The following is a 17,185-nucleotide window of genomic DNA, read 5'->3' as shown; positions in this document are numbered from 1 at the left end:
CATGCCCCTACGACAGACCGGAGCTCCCATGCCCCATACCGTGGAATCCGCGACCGCCTACGTCATCGCCGCCCTGGAAGCCAAGGGGACGGCGACCCGTGAGGACTTCGACATCCCCGGGATCGTCAGCACGACGCACAACATCACGCAGACATGGGATTTCCAGGCGGTCGACCGCCGCCGGTTCTGGGGCATAGCGGCCACCTTCCTGCGCGCCTGACCCGCAGCAGAACAGGGAGCGACACCCCGCTCGCCCGGACCCGCAGGAGATCGGGGACGAGCGGGTTGTCTCACAGTTCGGCGAATTCGCGGTTTCCGGCCGCGAATTCCCCGCACCATTGGCTGATGCACACCTCCGACTCCGTGCTGCTGCCACGTTTCGTCCTGTCGCGCGCCGCGGCCGCGGGCCTGGACCCGGCCCGCCTCGCCCGCGCGGCCGGCATGCCGGGCTGGCTGCTGGAGGACGGCGATGCCCGGGTGTCCAGTGACTACTTCCCGCGGCTGTGCGAGCTGCTGGAGTACGAGCTGGACGACCCGGAGGTCACCCTGCGGGCCACCGCAAGTTACCGGCTCGGGGAATTCGGGCTGATCGACTATCTGGTCTCGACGGCAGAGACAGTCGGCGCAGGCTTCGGCGTGCTGGGCCCGTTCGTGGGGTCGATCTCCACCAACTTCCGCGTCGAGGCCGGCGCGCAGACCGAGACCGAGTCCACCTTCGACATCTACACCGTCAATGCCGAGGGCCGCGGCCGCGACCTGTCGGTACAGATGGCGCTGGCCTGCCTGATCGCGCGCACGCGCCAGACGGCCGGCCGCCCGATGGACCCGGTGTGCATCGGGTTGCGCGAGCGCGCTCCCCGCCGCCTCGACGCCTTCACCGAGCAGTTCGGCACGGCGCGGCTGGATTTCGGCGCTCCGGTCGACCGGATCACCTTCCGCAACGCGGACTTCGAGCTGGCCCAGATCACGGCGGACCCGTTGCTGGCAGCGGTATTGCGCCGCCACGCCGCCACCATGCCGCCCCCGCCGCCGCGCGCCACCGAGTGGCCGGACCGGGTGGCGGCGGTGCTGGCCGAGGTCCTGGACGGCACCGACGCGCTGCTGGACCAGGTCGCGCGCCGTCTCTACACCAGCCCGCGCACCCTTCAGCGCCGCCTCGCCGAATCCGGCACCACCTGGCGCCTCGAGGTCGACCGCGCCCGCAAACGCCACCTCGAAGATCTCGAATCCGGCTGGGCCGCCGAACACGACGGCGATACGCCATGATTCGCCGAAGTTCCAGGGGGTACCCGCTCCGGCGAGGTGACCCGGGGTGGCGTGGACGAGGCGGTGTGGCCGGGCGAATGGAGCAGCGATCATGACCGCCTCGGACAGTGTGCTGCTGGCCCGGTTCGTGCTGACGCGAGCCCGGGCGGCGGGGCTGGATCCGGTGGAATTGGCGCGGGCGGCGGGAATCGGGGCCGGCGCGCTGGACGGGCCGCCGGGAAGCATTCCGGGGCAGTGCTATCCGCGATTGTGGGAATTGTTCGAGCGCAGGGCGGAATTGCCGCACGTGGGACTGCGGGCGGCCGAACGGTATGGAATGGGGGAACTGGGGATGATGGATTATCTGCTCGCCACGGCGTCGACCGTGGGCGAAGGGTTCAGGGCCGCAGGGGAATTCGAATCCGCGCTGTCGACCACGCGGCGCCTGGCCGTGGTCGGCGAGGACGACCGGCACGTCACCTTCGCGGCGGAGACGACCGGGGAGGGCCGGGGGACGGAGGTCGCGGCGCAGGCGAGCTTCGCCTTCCTGACCGGTCGCGCACGGCTCGGTGCCCGGACGCGGATCGCGCCGGTCGCGGTGACCCTGCGGGAACGCGCGCCGCGCCACCACGCACCGTATACCGAGTTCTTCGGCACGGCCGCGGTCGATTTCGGCGCCGATGCCGACACGCTCACGCTGCACCATGCGGACCTGGACCGGCGGCAGTTCACCGCCGATCCGGGGCTGGCGGCCGTGCTACGCCGGGCCGCCGCGGTAGCGACCCTGTCCACCCCGCCCGCGCGCGCCTGGGCCGATCTGCTTGCCGCCGAACTAGATTCACTAGCGTCGCTGGAGACGGCGTCGATCCACGGCATGGCCCGGCGGCTGGATACCAGCCCGCGCACCCTGCAGCGACGACTGGCCGCGGCCGGGACCAGTTGGAGCCGGGAGCTGGCGAGCGCGCGCCGGCGGGCGGCGTGGTGATGGGTGGCCGTGACTACTCGATCCGACTCTCACGACAGCATTCTGATGGCCCGGTTCGCACTGGAGCGGGCGGCCCGGGCGGGGCTCGACCCGGAGCGGATCGCCCGGCTGGCCGGGGTCCCCGCCTGGCGTGAGGGCGGCGAGGGGACCCGGGTGTCGTCCCGGTACTGCCTGCGGGTGTGGGAGCTGCTCGAACAGGAAACCGGTGACCCGGATATCGCCCTGCGCGTACCGGAGGACAGTGCGACCGGCGAATTCGGTCTGCTGGAGTATCTGTTCCTGTCGGCGGAGACCCTGGGCGCGGCACTGGACGCCTGCGTGCACCACACCGGCAGTCTCACAACGAGTTACAACTTCCGGATCACGCATCGCACCGAACACGAGGTCTGCTACGAGGTGCTGTCCGGGGTGGAGGACTGCCGCGGGCGGGAACTGTTGGTGCAGGCGGCTTTCGCGCTCCTCGTGGGCCGGGGCCGGGCGGCCACCCGCTACCCGATCGTGCCGACGCGGGTGACCTTCCGGCAGACCGCGCCGGTCGACCTCGCCGCCGTTACCGAGCTGTTCGGCACTCGCGCAATCGATTTCGGGAGCCTGGTCGACTCCCTGACGCTGCGGACCGCGGATCTGGCGCTTCCCATGAAGTCGGCCGATCCCGAGTTGACGGCCGTGCTGCTGTCCTACGCGGCCACGCTGCCGGCCACTCCCGAGTCCGGCATCACCTGGCTGGAACGGCTCGGCGACGTCCTCGACGGCGCTCTCGACGAGGGCACGGCGACACTGGAAGTGGTAGCGCGGCGTCTGCTGACCTCACCAAGATCACTACAACGCCGCCTGACCGAGTCCGGAACCACCTGGCGCCGTGAGGTGGACCGGGCACGGCGCCGCAGATTGCAACGGGCCGACCACCTTCCACGCGCTCAGCAGGCGGAATTCCTGGGATACGCGGATCCGGCCAGCCTGCGGCGCGCCGTACATCGCTGGCGCGATCGCGAGGATTCCTGAAAGATGGACCCCGCGCGCAGGCCGAAATCGCACCTACCGTACGGTATTCCGGCAACCACACAGCAAGGTTGGCGTGTACCGGCCCGGTTTGGCGTCTTCGGAACTCCCGCGCGACGCGAGCGGAAATAAAACTGGACGGAAACGCCACGACGCGCCCGCCGCGAGGCTCGCCACGGCGTTTGCGATGCGTGGTTGTGGCCGATGCTGTCCACGGCCACGTGTCCCTATCCGGTCCCGGTCCTCGATTGGAGCTTCCTCGTGCCCCACACCGCAGAAACCGCCACCGCCTACGTCGTCACCGCCGTGGAGGCCAAGGGCACCGCCACCCGGCACGACTTCGACATCCCGAGCATCGTCAGCATCACGCACAGCCTCACCGAGAGCTGGGATTTCAACAGCGTGGACCCGAACATGTTCTGGAACATCGTCGCCACCTTCCTCGAGCACTGAGCTCGGCCGCGCCCCGCGGCCGTCAGCCCCGCCCCAGCTGAATCGCCTTGACCAGCAGCAGAATCGCGCCGACGACCAGATAGGCGCGCAGGGCGATCATGCCCAGCCGGGTACCGGCCGACCAGGTCACCGGTTCCAGCAGCGTCAGCGGCGGCATCCGCCAGGTGTCCTTCGCGGACGCCTCGAAGCGGGGGCGCGGCGGGGGCGCGGGCGCCCCGCGCTGCGTGAACCTCAGCGCCACCAACGCGATCACGGCGAGGAACACCAGCGCCACCGCCAGGTATCCGGCCGTGGCGACCACATCCAGGTCCGGGAACAGCGTGGTGGCCATGAGGATTCCCGACAGCAACAGCAGCACGCCGACGATGATCGCCGCCACGACGTTCAGCCAGGTGCGATTCACCCACGGCCCGAGCACCTGCGGGTCGTTGCACAGCAGCAGCAGGAACACGCTGGCGCTGGGCAACAGCAGCCCGGCCAGGGCCTGCACGGCGGTGGTGATCAGCCCCAGGGGCGCACCCGGAATCAGCACGATGCCCGCGGCGAGCACCACCATCGCGATATAGGACAGATAGAACTGCCTGGCGTCCTTGAACCCGCGGTGCAGCGAGTGCTTGATGCCGAACACATCGCCGAAGGCGTAGCTGGTGGCCAGGGTGACCGCCGCAGCGCCGATGATCGACGCGTCCAGCAGCACGATCGCGAAGACCGAACCCAGCAGGCGGTGGACCTGGCCCAGCAGGTGCGCGATCTCGCCCGCGTCGACGAACTTCCCGACCGCGTCATTGGCGCGCGCGGCGTAGTCGGCGGTCATCATGAGCGCGGCCGCACCGATCACCACGACGAACGCGCCCAGGGCGGTGTCGGCCCGCTCGTAGCCGATGAACCGCGGGGTGATGCGCTTGTCGACGATATTGGACTGCTGGAAGAACAGCTGCCACGGCGCGACGGTGGTGCCGACGATGGCGATGATCAGCAGCACCGCGTCGGAGGTCCAACTGCCCTCGACACCGGGCACCACGAAATCCTTTCCGGCGCGGCCCCAGTCGGGATGCGACAGCAACAGCATCGGAATCTGCAGCAGGGTGATCAGGATGAAGACGAACATCGCCCGTTCCCACCGCCGGAAGCTGCCGGTGGCCATGATCGCCACCAGCGCCGCGGCCGCCACCGGCACCACGACGTACTTCGAGATGCCGAAATACTCCGCGGCCAGGCTGACACCGATGAACTCGGTCACGATGGTGAGAAAGTTCAGAACGAAGAGATCGCCCACCGAGAACCAGCCCCAGCCGCGGCCGAAGCGCTCGTTGATGAGCCGCGCATGCCCGACGCCGGTGACCGCGCCCAGGCGAACCACCATCTCCTGGTTGACGATCAGTACCGGGATCAACAGCAGCAGCACCCACAGCAGGCTGTAGCCGTAGTTCTGCCCGGCCTGCGCGTAGGTGGCGACACCGCCGGCGTCATTATCACCGACCATGACGATCAGCCCGGGGCCGATAATGGCCAGCAGCGTCAGCATCCGGGTCTTGAACGTGCGCGAATGCTCGATGTCACCGATCTTGATCTTGCCGAGCGCGCCCTCGATATCGCCCAGGTGCGCCGAATCCAGCACGGCCGACCGATGATTCGCGGAACGGTTCTCCTCGGCATCGGTCATGGCCGTGCCGCGCCGTCCGAGTCGTCGCCGGATCCGGTCGCGACCGGCCGGGCCGGCCGGGGCGCGGGTTCACGGCGCCGCCAGTCCTCGGGAATGACATCCTCGAGCACATCGTCGACGGTGACCACGCCGAGCACCCGATCGGCGTCGTCCAACACCGGCACGGCGTACAGGTTGTAGTCAGCCATCAACAGGGCGATGTCGGTGATATCGGTCTCGGGCGCGACCCGCACCGGATCGTCGTCCATGAGGCCGGCGACCGGCGTCGCCGGGTCGGCCTGCAGCAGCGCGATCACCGAGACCACGCCCACCAGCCGGCCGGAGTCGAGTACGTGCACTTTCAGCAGGGCCTCCGGCTGCAATGCGTGCGCGGCGGAGACCACCGAAAGCGCCTGTGCCGCCGTAGCGTCCAGCGGACACGAGACGAAGTCGACGTTCATCAGCCCGCCGGCGCTGTCGGGATTGAACCCCATCAGCGTGACGACCTTGACGCGCTGCCCGGGCGGCATCAGGTCGAGCACCCGCCGGCGGCGCGATTGCTTGAGTTCGATGACGGAGTCGGCCGCGTCGTCGGCGCGCATGCGCCCGAGCAGCGCCGCGACTTCCGCATCGGACATATCGTTGAGCAGGCGGCTGGACTTGTCGGAGTCGAGCTCCTCGAATACATCCGCCTCCAGTTCAGGGTCGTCGTGCACTTGATCCAGGATCTCGTCCTGCTCGTGCTTGTCCGCGTCCTCCAGCAGGTCGGCGATCTCAGCGGGCTTGAGCCCGCGCAACCGGCTGCTGAGCCGCAGGGTCAGCGACTGCTCATGGCCGATCAGCGGCTCGAACGCCTTCCAATCCCGGGAGGCGTGACCGCCGCCGGACTTGATCAGCCCGAACAGGCGAGCCGGGCGGCGGGTGTCCAGTCGCGCCAGCACCCAGCCCGAATCGGAGTCGTCGGGCACGCCGACCCGATCGAGCTCGACATCGTAGGCGTGCACCAGCTCCACCGCCTCCACATCGATCAGCCGGTGACCCAGGATGTCCGCGCGCAGCAGCACCTCACCCGCACGCCGCTCGAAGGACCGCAGGTCGACCTTGTTGACCGAGAGAACGATGCGATCGGCTTCGAACAGCCGGATACGTTCGGCGGAGACGAACACATCGCGCCCGCCCATCCCGACGACCACGCCGATCACCGGCGGATAGGCGTCGCCACCCGGCAGGCGCACGATGAGGTCGTCCACGCGGCCGATGGGCTCCCCCGACGCGGCGATCACCGGCGCCTTCAGCAACTGCGACAGATGCACCGTCGCAACCGATTCCGGCTTCGACCATACTGTGGGTTCGGTCATATGCGCTCCTGACTCGGCGACCCGGAATTCCGGCGGCCACGGGCGAACATTGCATGTCCGAATTTGACGAATCAATCCTCTACTGCCAGACTTTGCGGCGTCAATCAGCACCTCGCTAGGCGAGGCTCCTGTACGAACACAGGCCACTGATCCGACGACGTCGAGAGACGCCCAGGGTTAGGACAGGTTTCCCCGGATTAAGGGGTCACCCGAAGTGGCTTCCCAACGTCATTGTCATTGGGGATACGTCGTACAGTGCCGAAGCTCTGACGAGAGGGGTGCTCGCCCTCCGGCCTGCTGCCGTGGCGACTCCTCGTGTGCACCCTGGTCAGCGCCCTCGTGCGCTCCGGCCGCAAGGAGGTGAGGACGACCCATGACCCCCGGCGATAGTCCGTATCCGAGTGATCCGTTCCACTCACCCGTTTGCGGGTGGAAACACGCCACACGACTCTGACCTTTCACCACACCACGCACGATGCGTATCCCCATGACGCGGCCGTGTAATACGTGCTGGCCTTTCCACCCTCATTCGAAATCATCCACCCAGAATTTCGGAGGTTCGCCAATGAGGAAAATCACCGCGTACACCCTGGCCGCCACCGTCCCCGCCCCTGCCCTGTCCGCGCCGGTGCCGAAGACCGTCGCGAGCCAGGCCGACCAGGATGCCGCGTTCGCCGCGGCGGTCAACCAGTTCGGTCTGGCCACCTCGATGGGCACCCTGATCGGCACCCTCATCGGCGGCGCGGCCGGTTGCGCCATCGGCGCCGCGGGCGGCGCCATCGCCGGCGTCACGGTCATGTCGGTGCCGACCGGCATCGCGGGCGGCCTCACGGGCGCCGCCATCGGCATTCCGCTGGGTGCGGCGGCCGGTCTGGTGCTGACCGGCGTGCCCGCCGCCATCGCGGTCGGCATCGGCCTGGCCCAGCGCCTGTCCGCGCCCGACTCCACCCCGGCTCCCGCCGGCGCGGCGCCTGCCGTCTAGCGGGCTAGTCCGATTGTTTCGGTGAAACCCGTTGCGGCGATGAGGGTCTCGCCCCTCACCGCCGCTGTCTTCTTGTCCGGCAGTAGGTTGGGAACGGTCACACACCGTCTACCGAGAGGGTGGCCTGCATGAGAGTCATGGCCCCCGCGCACGGGTCCGGTTGCGCCGCGTGGTCGCGGTTCTGGACCCACCAGGTGACGGTGCCGGTGTCGGAGGCGGTCACGGCGCAGGTGCTCGGATCCTTCGGGTCACGCCAGTACATGCCGCCGAAGTGCTTGATCACCAAACGCTCGACCTGATAACCGAATTGGTCAGCGATCTGGACCTCACGGCTCAGGGTGTCGTTCTCCAGCCAGGCGTAGGTGATGTCGACCGCACCGCCGTTCGGACTGGTGGCGGTCCAGTTGCAGATGGTGGGGGCGCTCTGCTGTCTGATGCCCGAGACGTGCAGGTTGCTCGCGATCTTCTGATCCTCCAGCGGGCCGCAGCCGGCCAGCAGGTTCGGGGCGTCGGCGGCGCGCACGGGCGATTCCTTCGGGCCCTGCGAGCACCCCGAGAGTGCGGCGATCAGTAAGGCCGCCAAGGCGATTCGCGTTCGAACCCGACGCATTACCCCTGCCCGGCCTTCGTCAGAGTGGACGCCGCCAGCTGTTCCAGTCCCTTGCAGGGCTCCTTGGCGGTCTCGGTAATCGCGGCCCGCTCCGACCAATCGATGAAATCGCTGTCCCCGAACGGAAGTGCCACCTCGCACGACTGCGGCCCCTGCCATTCGATGCCGGATTGCCCGCCCACCTGAACGTCGGACGGGCGCGCGTCGGTGATCTGAGTCCGCCGGTCCGCGAGCGGACTGCCCCGGAACCAGTGGAATACCACCGCGTAGTCACCGCCCGCGGGCCGCTGCCATGCACATCCCAGCGGATTCACCGCCACTCGCTGCAGCCCATTGAGCCCGGTCGCCTGGCCGACATCGGCATCGGCCACCCCGCCGCACAGTCCGATGGTGTTCGGCGCCGGCATCACCGCCGCCCTGGATGTGGTCGTCGCCGGGGCCGCCCGTTGATTCGACGAGCCGCCGCAGCCCGCGATCGCCGCCCCGATCAGGGCGATCCCCGCCACCGCGCCCGCCGCTCTCATCACGCCGACCAGCGTAGGCGAACCGCCCGAATCATGCGATCGGCGACGCGGCGGACGATTTGTGACTTTCCGATATTCGGCGACGCACCTGCCGCTCGCCTATTTCCGCGTGCCTTTCTCGAATGGATGCGGATTCATCCATGACTCTCGAACTCACCATTCCGGATCGTCCCGCGACGATCGTCTGGCCGGCCGAATTCGGGCCCACCGCCCTCATGGGCCTGGCCGGCCTGAGCCGGGTGCTCGTGCTGCCGGTGGTGTCCACCGCGGTATGGGTGCCGGTCGGCGTGCCTGGCCTGAGTCAGTTCTCCCGGCGGGCGCGGGCGCGGCGCTTGCCCTCGTGCATGGCCTGCACCCGCGCCACCGGGATGGTGTGCCCCTCGGCGATGAGATCGGCTGGGAGAGATTGGGGTTCGGGCATGGCCTCGGCCCAGGGATCGCGGTCGCCGAGCATCTTGGCCGCCGTGCGAATCGTGAAATCGTGCGGGTCGATGTCGGGCAGGTCCGCCCAGACGACCGGGAACGAGACGGTCGCGCCCGGGCGAATCCGCGGGCTGTAGACCGACACCACCGTCGCGCCGCCGGCGCGGGTCGAATCGAGAAAGACCTTGCCGCCCCGGTCTTCTCGAATGAACGCCGTGGTGGCGAGCTGCGGATCGAGCCGCTCGGCACGCGCGGCGATCGCCCGGGTCGCCGCCGCGGCATCCTCGAGATCGACGCCCGGCACCACCGGGACGAAGATGTGCACGCCCTTGGAGCCACTGGTTTTCACCGCGCCCGCCAGCCCGTCCGCCGCCAGCGCTTCCCGAATGAGCTGCGCGGCCCCGACCACCCGGGCGAAGGGCTGATCGGGCGCCGGGTCGATATCCAGCACGAGATGCGTTGGGCTGCCGGAATAGTCGGCGAGACCCGCCGCGTACAGCAGTGTCACGTGGTACTCCACCGCGCGCTGATTCCCGAACCACAGCAACGTCCGCACGTCATCGCAGAGCGCGTAGGACACCTCCCGTTTCGAGCTGCCCGCCCACAGCGTCACCCGCCGCACCCACTCCGGTGTGTACTTGGGCAGGTTCTTCTGCATGAACGGCTCCTGCCCCGGCCGCACCCGCACCACCGACAGCGGCCGCTCCCGCAATGACGGCACCATCCGCTCGCCGATCGCCTCCAGGTAGTCGATCAAATCGCCCTTGGTGGCCTCTGCCCCGTCGAACAAGGGACTGTCGAGACTGGAGAACTTCAGCCCGGCCCGCACGTCATCGCCCATCGGCCCACCATGCGCCACACCCGTACCGCCGTCAACCATCCCGGCCGTGGCAGCCGCGGCACATTACCGCGAGCTGATACCGGAAATGATGAAACAGGAAGGGGCCTAACGGACCAGCGCACCAACCGCATGGTTCTGGTCGACCGGCTGCACACGCCGGGTGCTGAGCAGGAACAGCGCCACCAGCAGCACGCTGAACCAGACGTAGGTGTTGCCGATCAGGTGCTGCCAAGGCGTCCAGTGCGATTCGCGATGTTCACCGTCCGGGAGCCAGTTCTGCGGGCCGATCACGAAGATCGCGGCCGTGATCGCGGTGACCAGGTACCAGCCCGCGGCACGGCGCCAGGGCAACCGGGTCGCGTATCCGAGCATCGCCAGCAGGGCCGGGGCGATCCAGATCCAGTGGTGCGACCAGGAGATCGGGGACACCAGCAGCGTGAAGACCGCGTTGATCCCGAGGGCCAGCGGCGGGAAGTCCACCGCGCGGCGCATGGCGGGCACCACCAGCGCCAGCAGTGCGGCGCTCAGCACCAGCCACAGAATCGTGAGCAGTGGCTTGTGGATCTCGAACCGAGCCAGCACCGCCTGAATCGACTGATTGGTGTGGAATGCCGAACCGCTGAGCCCCGACACATTGCCCAACCCGCCGAACCAGTACTTCACCGACGCCTGCGGCAATACGGCAAAGGTCAGCGCGGTCGCGACGGCACCGGTGATCGCGGCCGTGACGGCGGCCTTGTAATCACGGCGAATCAGGAAGTAGAGGATGAACGCGGCCGGCGTCAGCTTCACCGCGGCCGCGATACCGATCAGCATGCCGCGCCGCCACTTCGGCTTCTCCGTCAGGCAGTCGGCCACCACGAGCACCATCAGCAGCAGATTGACCTGCCCGAAATCCAGCGTCGAGTGGGTCGGCTCCAGCAGCAGGGCCAACGGCGTGGCGCAGGCGGTCACCCACAGCCCGAGCCGCTGCCGGCTCTCCCCCGGCCACACCCGCAGCGCCACCAGATAGAACGAAATCGCCAGCGCGGCCACCGAGGTCACGAAGAACCCGGTGCGAGCCACGTCCCAGGGCAACGCCGCGAACGGCGACAGCACCAGCGCGGAGAACGGCGGATAGATGAAGGGCAGCCCGATCCCGATCGTGGTCTGCGGCAACTGCCCGTACATATCCCCGCCGTGCCATAGCGTCTGCACGCCCAGCCGATACACCTGCAGGTCGATGAACCCACCGGTGATCTGCTTGAACGGCCACACGGGCAGCATCAGGCACAGCGCGGTGGACGCCACACACAACGCCGGAACCAGCCACATCACCCGCCCGAAACGGCGGGTCAGCGACTTCGGGTCAGCAACAGCGGTAGAACAACTCATCCGCCATCACATTATCGGCGTCCCCTCCCAGGCGTGCACCCGCACCCACCGAGACTCGCCAATGGGGATCGATGCCGGTCGCGGACCGCCGCGCGCACCGCTCGGACCAGCGCAGCCGCCGCGCCCGTGTGGGGCTCCCGACCGCTAGTCCTGCCGCCGAGACGACTCCGATGCCGTATCGGGGCTCGGCTCGTCCGTGCCCGCGGCACACGTATCGGATGCGGAGGCAACACGTTCGAGCGCCTCGATATCTTTCTCGATGACGCCGTAGAGCAGATAGGCGAGCACGAAGCCGATGATGCCGCCGATGCACAGGATCCGGACCGCCCAGATAATGGATTCGATCTCCGCGCCCGGCAGGAAGGTTATGCCGGTCACGCCGACCAGCGGCACCGCGGCCGCCACGGTGAGGTAGAAACCGGTGCGCCCGGCGAGGCGGCCCAGGTGGTCGATATCGGCGGCGTCGGACCGTCCGTGCACGAGGAAGACGGGATACAGGCACCGCACCACGTACCAGGTGACCGCGAAGTACGGATACGCCACCGCGATTGCGCCGCACACGACGACCGACAGCAGGAAATGCACGTAGGTGCCGCGTGGAACGCCGCCGGCGATCAGGTTCAGCATCACCGGGACGATCACGCCGCAGAGCACCCAGAACACGAAGGCAATCCGCGCCGCCCGGCTACCGAGCCGCAGCGCATCGATACGCGTCCGAGTGAGGGTCTCGTCGCTGTAGTTCCATCCGAGCCGCAAACCAATGGGTACGACAATGAGGCGGCGCGACGCGTAGAGAATCAGGATTCCGCCCACCGCGATAGCGAGCGGATACAGCACCGAGGCGACATAGTCGAAGGACCGCTGAGCTGCGGGCGCGAGCTTACTGACGATGAGCATTTTGTTGTAGTAATAGTTGTACCCAGCCGCCACCACATTCGGTATTCCGATCGCTATCGCGATCATCGGCAGCGGCCACAGCGGACCGGTCGGCCGCCGGGAGTGTTGCGGTGGGTCGACCAGATCCCGGGCCCGGGGGTCGAGGCACAGCTCGAATTGCTGAGCCAGCTCCGCGCCATTGGCCCACCGATCGTCCCGTCGTGGCGACAGGCAGGTCAGCAGCACGCGGCGCAGCGAGGCCGGGCAGTCGGCGGGCAGGTCGTCCAGGAATTCCTCGGCGATCGGGCGGCGGCGGATCGCGAGTTCCTGCTCGACATAGTCCTGCGAATCCTTCGCCTCGACCCGGGGGAACGGTCGCCGCCCGGTCAGCAGCTCCCACAGCACGACGCCGAGGGCGTAGATGTCACTGCGCGTGTCCAAGTCGTCGACCGTGCCGGGCAGCGACGGGTGGCTCGCCGCCAGATGCTCGGGCGACATGTAGGCCAGGGACCCGCCGAAGTACGCCACCGGACTGCTGCCCGCGAAGTGGTCGCTGAAACTGATATTGAAATCGGCCAGCTTCGGCACACCGTCAGCGGAGAGCAGGACGTTCGCGGGCTTGATGTCGCGGTGCAGTACACCCTGTCGCTCGGCGTAGTCCAGTGCCTCGGCGAGCCGGCGTCCGAGCCAGGCCACGGTCTCCGGCCACGACAGGGCGGCGATTTCCTCACGCACCCGCAGGCCCGTGGTGCGGATCTCGCCCTTCTCCTCCAATGCCGCGTCCACGGCGTCCAGCAGCAACCGCCCGCTGCGTAGCTCCGGCGGGGTCTCGCGGACCCGCTTCAGCACCGCCGCCAGCGTTCCTCCCGGCAGGTACTGCATGTACAGGAGTTTCAGCCCGCGCTCCGGCAGCACCCGCTGGTCGTAGACCCGAACGATGTACTCGTGCTCCAGCCGGGCGAGCGTCTGGGGTTCGATGCCGTGGTCCGTGGACACCTTCACCGCCACCAGTCGCTGCATCGAGCGCTGCCGCGCCAGGAACACCGTGGCGAACGAGCCGTGGCCCAGCTCCAGCAGCAGATCGAAATCGTCGATCCGATCGCCCGGCCCGAGTTCGTCACTCGCGATCGGCGCGCTCGACCGCTCACGCACCGCCCGATCGGCCAATGGATCGAAGGCAGCGGTGGCATCGCCGGTCGGCCGATCACCCATTGCGCATCACCCCGAGCTGAAACCCCGAGCCATGATCGATTTTATCGCGCGGCGGGTTGCCGAGCGCGCCGATCTTCGTGGAGCCGAGGGGACCATCCATAGGCACGGATACGACGGAAATCCGAGTGACCGTTGCCGGTTGACGAGCCGAATCACGGCACCGGGCGAGGCGAATGGCGATGAATTGCACAGCTTCCCGCGCCAGATATCGGAATTACGTTGCGAGTCAGTGAAATACGTCCGATTCGAGCGGCGGGGCTCCGTTCACGGCAGGCGCCGGCGTCGGCGGATGGGTCCGGGAGCTGCCGCGAGAAGGGGTCCTCACCAGCCGATTCGGGGGTGGGGCGGGACTTGTCGGTGGGGTCACATACCTTGGGCGCATCGTGATCGACCGGGAGGGAGAACGATGGCCTCGAATCCGAGTGCCACGCCGGGTGAACCGGCTTGGGAAAGCGCTTCTGTGGTGCGGGTTCTGCCCGCTGTCGCGCCGCGGAAATTGAACAAGGTGCCGTTCGTCGAGCTGGCCGACGGACGCCTGCAAGGGGTGGTGTCGAGTGGCTCCGATATCTCACGGGTGTACGTGGCATCGGTGACCGCGGGGACGCACGGGCTGAGCTGCAGCACCAACAACAACCGGCCGTGCGGCGGGTTGAACCAGGGGTGGGCCTGCAAGCATCTGGACGCGCTGATCGATGAAGCGGTGCTCCAGTACGGGCAGGATCGGGTGGCACGGTTCCTGCGGGTCGAAGTCCCGGAGGGATCTCGACTTGGCCACTGTCTCAATGGAACTCGTGATCCGGCTCCGGCCGCCGCGGTGTTCAGCCGGTTCCTGCGGCATCTGACCTATCTGGAGCTGCCGGGTAGCGCGACACCGATTCCGGAGCTGCACTGGTTCCCGGCGGGGGTGGGTCGCTGATGCAGGCGGTACAACTGGCCGCGCTGGTGGATGCGCCCGCCGGTGTCGAGGCAGCCCTGGACGCGGTGAGCGGGTTCGATTCCGCTCTGGTCAATGGCTTCGCCCGGGTTTCCGAACCGCAGAGCGCGGCGCTGGCCGCACTGGCCGCGGCGGTGGCGGGTTCGCCTCTGGCCGAGGCGGTTTCGGCGGCGGTGTCGAAGGTGAGCACGGGGGCGATCAGCGCGGATGAGCTGTCGGCGCTGGCCGCCGCCCGGGCCGCCCTGCTGGGCGCGGTGCACGACGCACTGGTCGACCAGGCCGATACGGCCATGGGCCGCAATCGATCCGAGTGGACGGCCACGCCGGCTGCGGCCGCGCCGAGCCCGCTCGCGGCGGGTTCGCGCGCCTGGCTGGGTGAACTGGCCATCGCCGGATGGCGCGGCGTGGACCATGACCTGGTGGCGGCCGCGGATCAGACCGTGGAGTCGCTGCTGGCCGAACCCGCGCTGCGGCGACTGGCGATGCTGCTGGACGGCTTCACCGCCGAACTGGGCGCGTCCGCGCCGATCGCCACCATGGACCGGGTGCCCGCGCGACGCTGGGCCGATCTGTGGACGCGGGCCCTGCTGCTGTCTTGGCGCGGCGCGGAATCCACTGCCACCGAACCGGTTTCGGGTCGCCTGCTCCCGCTCGGCGTGGATCTGCACGAGCACGGGACCGCGGTACAGGCGCAGGTGCACGGCGTGCTCGAGGTCGCGGGCGCACCGGCCCGCCGGGTGCGGGTGTCGGTGGCGGCGGCCAAGGTGGACACCATTGTGGGACCGGCGGTGTGGCAGCTGCTGGGTGCGCATCGCCAGTTGCTCACCGCGCTGGCCGGGCAGCGGGCGCTGGAGCTCACCGATATGCCGCTGACGGCGGCCGGGGACCTGCTGTGGGAGGACGATCGGGCGAAGGCTGGGGAGGCCGCCGATCCGTTCGTCACCGCCACCGTGCAACTGCCGCAGGCGCAGGCCCCGGCCGTCGCGCCGCTGGATCGCGATCCGGTGCACATCGCCGAACCGGTTGTGCTCGAGGGGTACCGGTTCCGCGACGGCGTACTGGAGATGGGTGACCAACGGATCCGGGTGGAGCTGGACGCGCTGCCGTCCGCCGGTCCGCTCACTCCGGCCGGGGTGACCGGGTCCAGCGCCATGATCGGCTTGCTGCGCTGGGATGCGGGCGTCTGGTCGGTGCGGCCGCTGGCCGTGCAGCGCAAGGTCAAGGGTGCGCTCACCGCCTTCCACAACGGTGACTGGGCGCTCGGCCCGACGGATCCGAAAGTCGCCAAGGCACAGGCCAAGTCGGGCGATGCCGTGGCGGTGCTGCGCGAGCGCGCGGGACGGTTGCTGCGCAAATGACGAATCATGAAACGCGACGCCAGATCCTGTACTGGCGTCTGCTGGCCGGTGTCTTCGCCGGAGATCAGCAACCGGCGCTGGAGCAGGCCAGCGCGGGCATCGTCGACGATCTGGGTCTGCCGCTGGCCGTGCTCGATCCCGGCATCTCCATCGACAATGTGGTGCAACGCTATCCGGAGATGCAGGCGGAGTTCGAAAGCCTCGACTTCTCCGAAACCGGGGACTCCGCGACCGAGGGACCGGCAGCCGAAAACGCCGGGACCGAGGCCGAAGCCGCCGGGACCGAGATCGAAGACGACGCGCCCCAATCCATCGGCGCGGCCGATGTCCGCACCGCCGCACTGGTTTCCAAGCTGCTGCTGAACGTCTTCGCCACCGGCGCCGGCCAGGTCAGCGCCACCCAGCTGGCGGGCTGGCAGTCCGATGCGAACTGGCTGCGGCGCTGCCTGGGCGAGGAGCAGGCCGGCGCCGTGCAAGGCGTGCTCACTGGTCTGGAAGGTGAGCTGGTGTCCCGCATGCGGCTGCGCGAGGTGCTCGCCGATCCGCACCTGGCCGCCCAGCTCACCCCGAGCATGTCGCTCATCGAACAACTGTTGCGCGACAAGCACAATCTGTCCGGCGTGGCCCTGGCCAATGCCAAACGCCTCATCCGCCGCTACATCGACGAGGTCGCCGAAGTGCTGCGTACCCAGGTGCAGCAGACCAGCGTCGGCACCGTCGACCGCTCGGTCCCGCCCAAGCGGATCCTGCGCAATCTGGATGTGGATCGGACCATCTGGAAGAACCTGCCCAACTGGAACCCCCAGGACGAGCGGCTGTACGTCGACCGGCTCTACTACCGCCAGACCGCCAAGCGCACCGTCCCCGCCCGCATGATCGTGGTGGTGGACCAGTCCGGCTCCATGGTCGACTCCATGGTGAACTGCACCATCCTGGCCTCGATCTTCGCGGGCCTGCCCAAGGTGGATGTGCATCTCATCGCCTACGACACCCGCGCCCTGGATCTCACCCCGTGGGTGCACGATCCGTTCGAGGTGCTGTTGCGCACCAATCTCGGTGGCGGCAACGACGGCCCGATCGCCATGGCGATGGCCCAGCCCAAGATCACCGACCCGAAGAACACCGTGCTGGTGTGGATTTCGGACTTCTACGAGTTCGATCGCTCCCAGCCGCTGTTCGAGGCCATGGAGGCGGTGCACCGCTCCGGGGTGAAGCTCATCCCGGTCGGCTCGGTGAACAGCTCCGGCCACCAGAGCGTCAACCCGTGGTTCCGCGAGCGGTTCAAAAATCTTGGCACCCCGGTGATTTCCGGACGCATCCAGAAGCTCGTGCACGAACTCAAGAACTTTCTCGACTAGGAGACCAGCCA

Annotated in this window: 16 protein-coding genes and 1 riboswitch; of the genes, 9 read left to right on the top strand and 7 right to left on the bottom strand. The window is 68.4% G+C overall.

All coding sequences use genetic code 11. From position 1 onward, the window contains the following. The first annotated feature begins 28 nt into the window (after positions 1–28). The 5 genes from ACWEKS_RS06795 (at position 29) to ACWEKS_RS06775 (ending at position 3,682) form a co-directional block, all read left to right on the top strand. Positions 29–220, top strand: coding sequence for a hypothetical protein (locus ACWEKS_RS06795; protein WP_452339190.1), 192 nt, complete (start codon positions 29–31; stop codon positions 218–220). Positions 221–345: 125 nt separating this feature from the next. Next, positions 346–1,266: an AraC family transcriptional regulator ligand-binding domain-containing protein gene (locus ACWEKS_RS06790; RefSeq protein WP_452339189.1), complete on the top strand. Its 921-nt coding sequence runs from the start codon at positions 346–348 to the stop codon at positions 1,264–1,266. 91 nt (positions 1,267–1,357) lie between these two features. Further along, on the top strand, positions 1,358–2,230 hold the full coding sequence (locus ACWEKS_RS06785; RefSeq protein ID WP_452339188.1) for an AraC family transcriptional regulator ligand-binding domain-containing protein: 873 nt from the start codon (positions 1,358–1,360) through the stop codon (positions 2,228–2,230). Between the two features lie 9 nt (positions 2,231–2,239). After that, complete coding sequence (locus ACWEKS_RS06780; RefSeq protein WP_452339187.1) at positions 2,240–3,232, top strand: AraC family transcriptional regulator ligand-binding domain-containing protein; 993 nt, start codon at positions 2,240–2,242, stop codon at positions 3,230–3,232. Between the two features lie 258 nt (positions 3,233–3,490). Beyond that, complete coding sequence (locus ACWEKS_RS06775; RefSeq protein ID WP_354835950.1) at positions 3,491–3,682, top strand: hypothetical protein; 192 nt, start codon at positions 3,491–3,493, stop codon at positions 3,680–3,682. Between the two features lie 22 nt (positions 3,683–3,704). On the opposite strand, the gene ACWEKS_RS06770 is transcribed toward ACWEKS_RS06775, so the two are convergent. Then, positions 3,705–5,345, bottom strand: coding sequence for an NRAMP family divalent metal transporter (locus ACWEKS_RS06770; RefSeq protein ID WP_452339186.1), 1,641 nt, complete (start codon positions 5,343–5,345; stop codon positions 3,705–3,707). Next, a complete protein-coding gene (locus tag ACWEKS_RS06765; RefSeq protein ID WP_452339185.1) occupies positions 5,342–6,682 on the bottom strand; it encodes a magnesium transporter MgtE N-terminal domain-containing protein in 1,341 nt (446 codons plus the stop codon). The genes ACWEKS_RS06770 and ACWEKS_RS06765 overlap by 4 nt, the downstream gene beginning before the upstream one ends. Before the next feature lie 104 nt (positions 6,683–6,786). Beyond that, positions 6,787–6,967, top strand: a riboswitch (M-box (ykoK) riboswitch). A 280-nt stretch (positions 6,968–7,247) separates the two neighbouring features. Between ACWEKS_RS06765 and ACWEKS_RS06760 the strand changes: the two genes are divergently transcribed. Beyond that, positions 7,248–7,664, top strand: coding sequence for a hypothetical protein (locus ACWEKS_RS06760; protein ID WP_452339184.1), 417 nt, complete (start codon positions 7,248–7,250; stop codon positions 7,662–7,664). 97 nt (positions 7,665–7,761) lie between these two features. Here the strand turns inward: ACWEKS_RS06760 and ACWEKS_RS06755 are convergent, their stop codons facing one another. The 5 genes from ACWEKS_RS06755 to ACWEKS_RS06735 form a co-directional block, all read right to left on the bottom strand. Next, a complete protein-coding gene (locus ACWEKS_RS06755; RefSeq protein ID WP_452339183.1) occupies positions 7,762–8,274 on the bottom strand; it encodes a DUF3558 family protein in 513 nt (170 codons plus the stop codon). Further along, positions 8,274–8,798, bottom strand: coding sequence for a DUF3558 family protein (locus tag ACWEKS_RS06750; RefSeq protein WP_452339244.1), 525 nt, complete (start codon positions 8,796–8,798; stop codon positions 8,274–8,276). Before ACWEKS_RS06750 ends, ACWEKS_RS06755 begins: the two co-directional genes overlap by 1 nt. Before the next feature lie 301 nt (positions 8,799–9,099). Further along, the gene (locus ACWEKS_RS06745; RefSeq protein ID WP_452339182.1) at positions 9,100–10,062 is read right to left on the bottom strand and encodes a DNA polymerase domain-containing protein; all 963 of its coding nucleotides are present in this window, start codon (positions 10,060–10,062) and stop codon (positions 9,100–9,102) included. A gap of 105 nt (positions 10,063–10,167) precedes the next feature. Beyond that, on the bottom strand, positions 10,168–11,436 hold the full coding sequence (locus ACWEKS_RS06740; protein WP_452339181.1) for a glycosyltransferase 87 family protein: 1,269 nt from the start codon (positions 11,434–11,436) through the stop codon (positions 10,168–10,170). A 144-nt stretch (positions 11,437–11,580) separates the two neighbouring features. Next, positions 11,581–13,524, bottom strand: a complete 1,944-nt coding sequence (locus ACWEKS_RS06735; RefSeq protein ID WP_452339180.1) for a serine/threonine-protein kinase — start codon at positions 13,522–13,524, stop codon at positions 11,581–11,583. A 505-nt stretch (positions 13,525–14,029) separates the two neighbouring features. On the opposite strand from ACWEKS_RS06735, the gene ACWEKS_RS06730 reads away from it, so the two are divergent. Genes ACWEKS_RS06730 through ACWEKS_RS06720 form a run of 3 tightly spaced genes read left to right on the top strand, consistent with a single transcriptional unit; the run spans position 14,030 to position 17,174 of the window. Next, positions 14,030–14,440, top strand: a complete 411-nt coding sequence (locus ACWEKS_RS06730; RefSeq protein ID WP_452339179.1) for a hypothetical protein — start codon at positions 14,030–14,032, stop codon at positions 14,438–14,440. Next, complete coding sequence (locus tag ACWEKS_RS06725; protein ID WP_452339178.1) at positions 14,440–15,816, top strand: hypothetical protein; 1,377 nt, start codon at positions 14,440–14,442, stop codon at positions 15,814–15,816. The genes ACWEKS_RS06730 and ACWEKS_RS06725 overlap by 1 nt, the downstream gene beginning before the upstream one ends. Further along, a complete protein-coding gene (locus ACWEKS_RS06720) occupies positions 15,813–17,174 on the top strand; it encodes a VWA domain-containing protein (protein ID WP_452339177.1) in 1,362 nt (453 codons plus the stop codon). The genes ACWEKS_RS06725 and ACWEKS_RS06720 overlap by 4 nt, the downstream gene beginning before the upstream one ends. Positions 17,175–17,185: the final 11 nt, after the last annotated feature.

The sequence above is a fragment of the Nocardia sp. NPDC004711 genome (assembly GCF_053601595.1).
Note: the sequence above shows the minus strand (reverse complement) of the source record. Positions and strands in the feature narration are given on the sequence as shown.

Bases quoted from the DNA above. Each gene is read 5' to 3' on its own strand.
- ACWEKS_RS06795 (WP_452339190.1), top strand. From the start codon at position 29: ATGCCCCATACCGTGGAATCCGCGACCGCCTACGTCATCGCCGCCCTG.
- ACWEKS_RS06790 (WP_452339189.1), top strand. From the start codon at position 346: ATGCACACCTCCGACTCCGTGCTGCTGCCACGTTTCGTCCTGTCGCGC.
- ACWEKS_RS06785 (WP_452339188.1), top strand. From the start codon at position 1,358: ATGACCGCCTCGGACAGTGTGCTGCTGGCCCGGTTCGTGCTGACGCGA.
- ACWEKS_RS06770 (WP_452339186.1), bottom strand. From the start codon at position 5,345: ATGACCGATGCCGAGGAGAACCGTTCCGCGAATCATCGGTCGGCCGTG.
- ACWEKS_RS06765 (WP_452339185.1), bottom strand. From the start codon at position 6,682: ATGACCGAACCCACAGTATGGTCGAAGCCGGAATCGGTTGCGACGGTG.
- ACWEKS_RS06760 (WP_452339184.1), top strand. From the start codon at position 7,248: ATGAGGAAAATCACCGCGTACACCCTGGCCGCCACCGTCCCCGCCCCT.
- ACWEKS_RS06755 (WP_452339183.1), bottom strand. From the start codon at position 8,274: ATGCGTCGGGTTCGAACGCGAATCGCCTTGGCGGCCTTACTGATCGCC.
- ACWEKS_RS06750 (WP_452339244.1), bottom strand. From the start codon at position 8,798: ATGAGAGCGGCGGGCGCGGTGGCGGGGATCGCCCTGATCGGGGCGGCG.
- ACWEKS_RS06745 (WP_452339182.1), bottom strand. From the start codon at position 10,062: ATGGGCGATGACGTGCGGGCCGGGCTGAAGTTCTCCAGTCTCGACAGT.
- ACWEKS_RS06740 (WP_452339181.1), bottom strand. From the start codon at position 11,436: ATGAGTTGTTCTACCGCTGTTGCTGACCCGAAGTCGCTGACCCGCCGT.
- ACWEKS_RS06735 (WP_452339180.1), bottom strand. From the start codon at position 13,524: ATGGGTGATCGGCCGACCGGCGATGCCACCGCTGCCTTCGATCCATTG.
- ACWEKS_RS06725 (WP_452339178.1), top strand. From the start codon at position 14,440: ATGCAGGCGGTACAACTGGCCGCGCTGGTGGATGCGCCCGCCGGTGTC.
- ACWEKS_RS06720 (WP_452339177.1), top strand. From the start codon at position 15,813: ATGACGAATCATGAAACGCGACGCCAGATCCTGTACTGGCGTCTGCTG.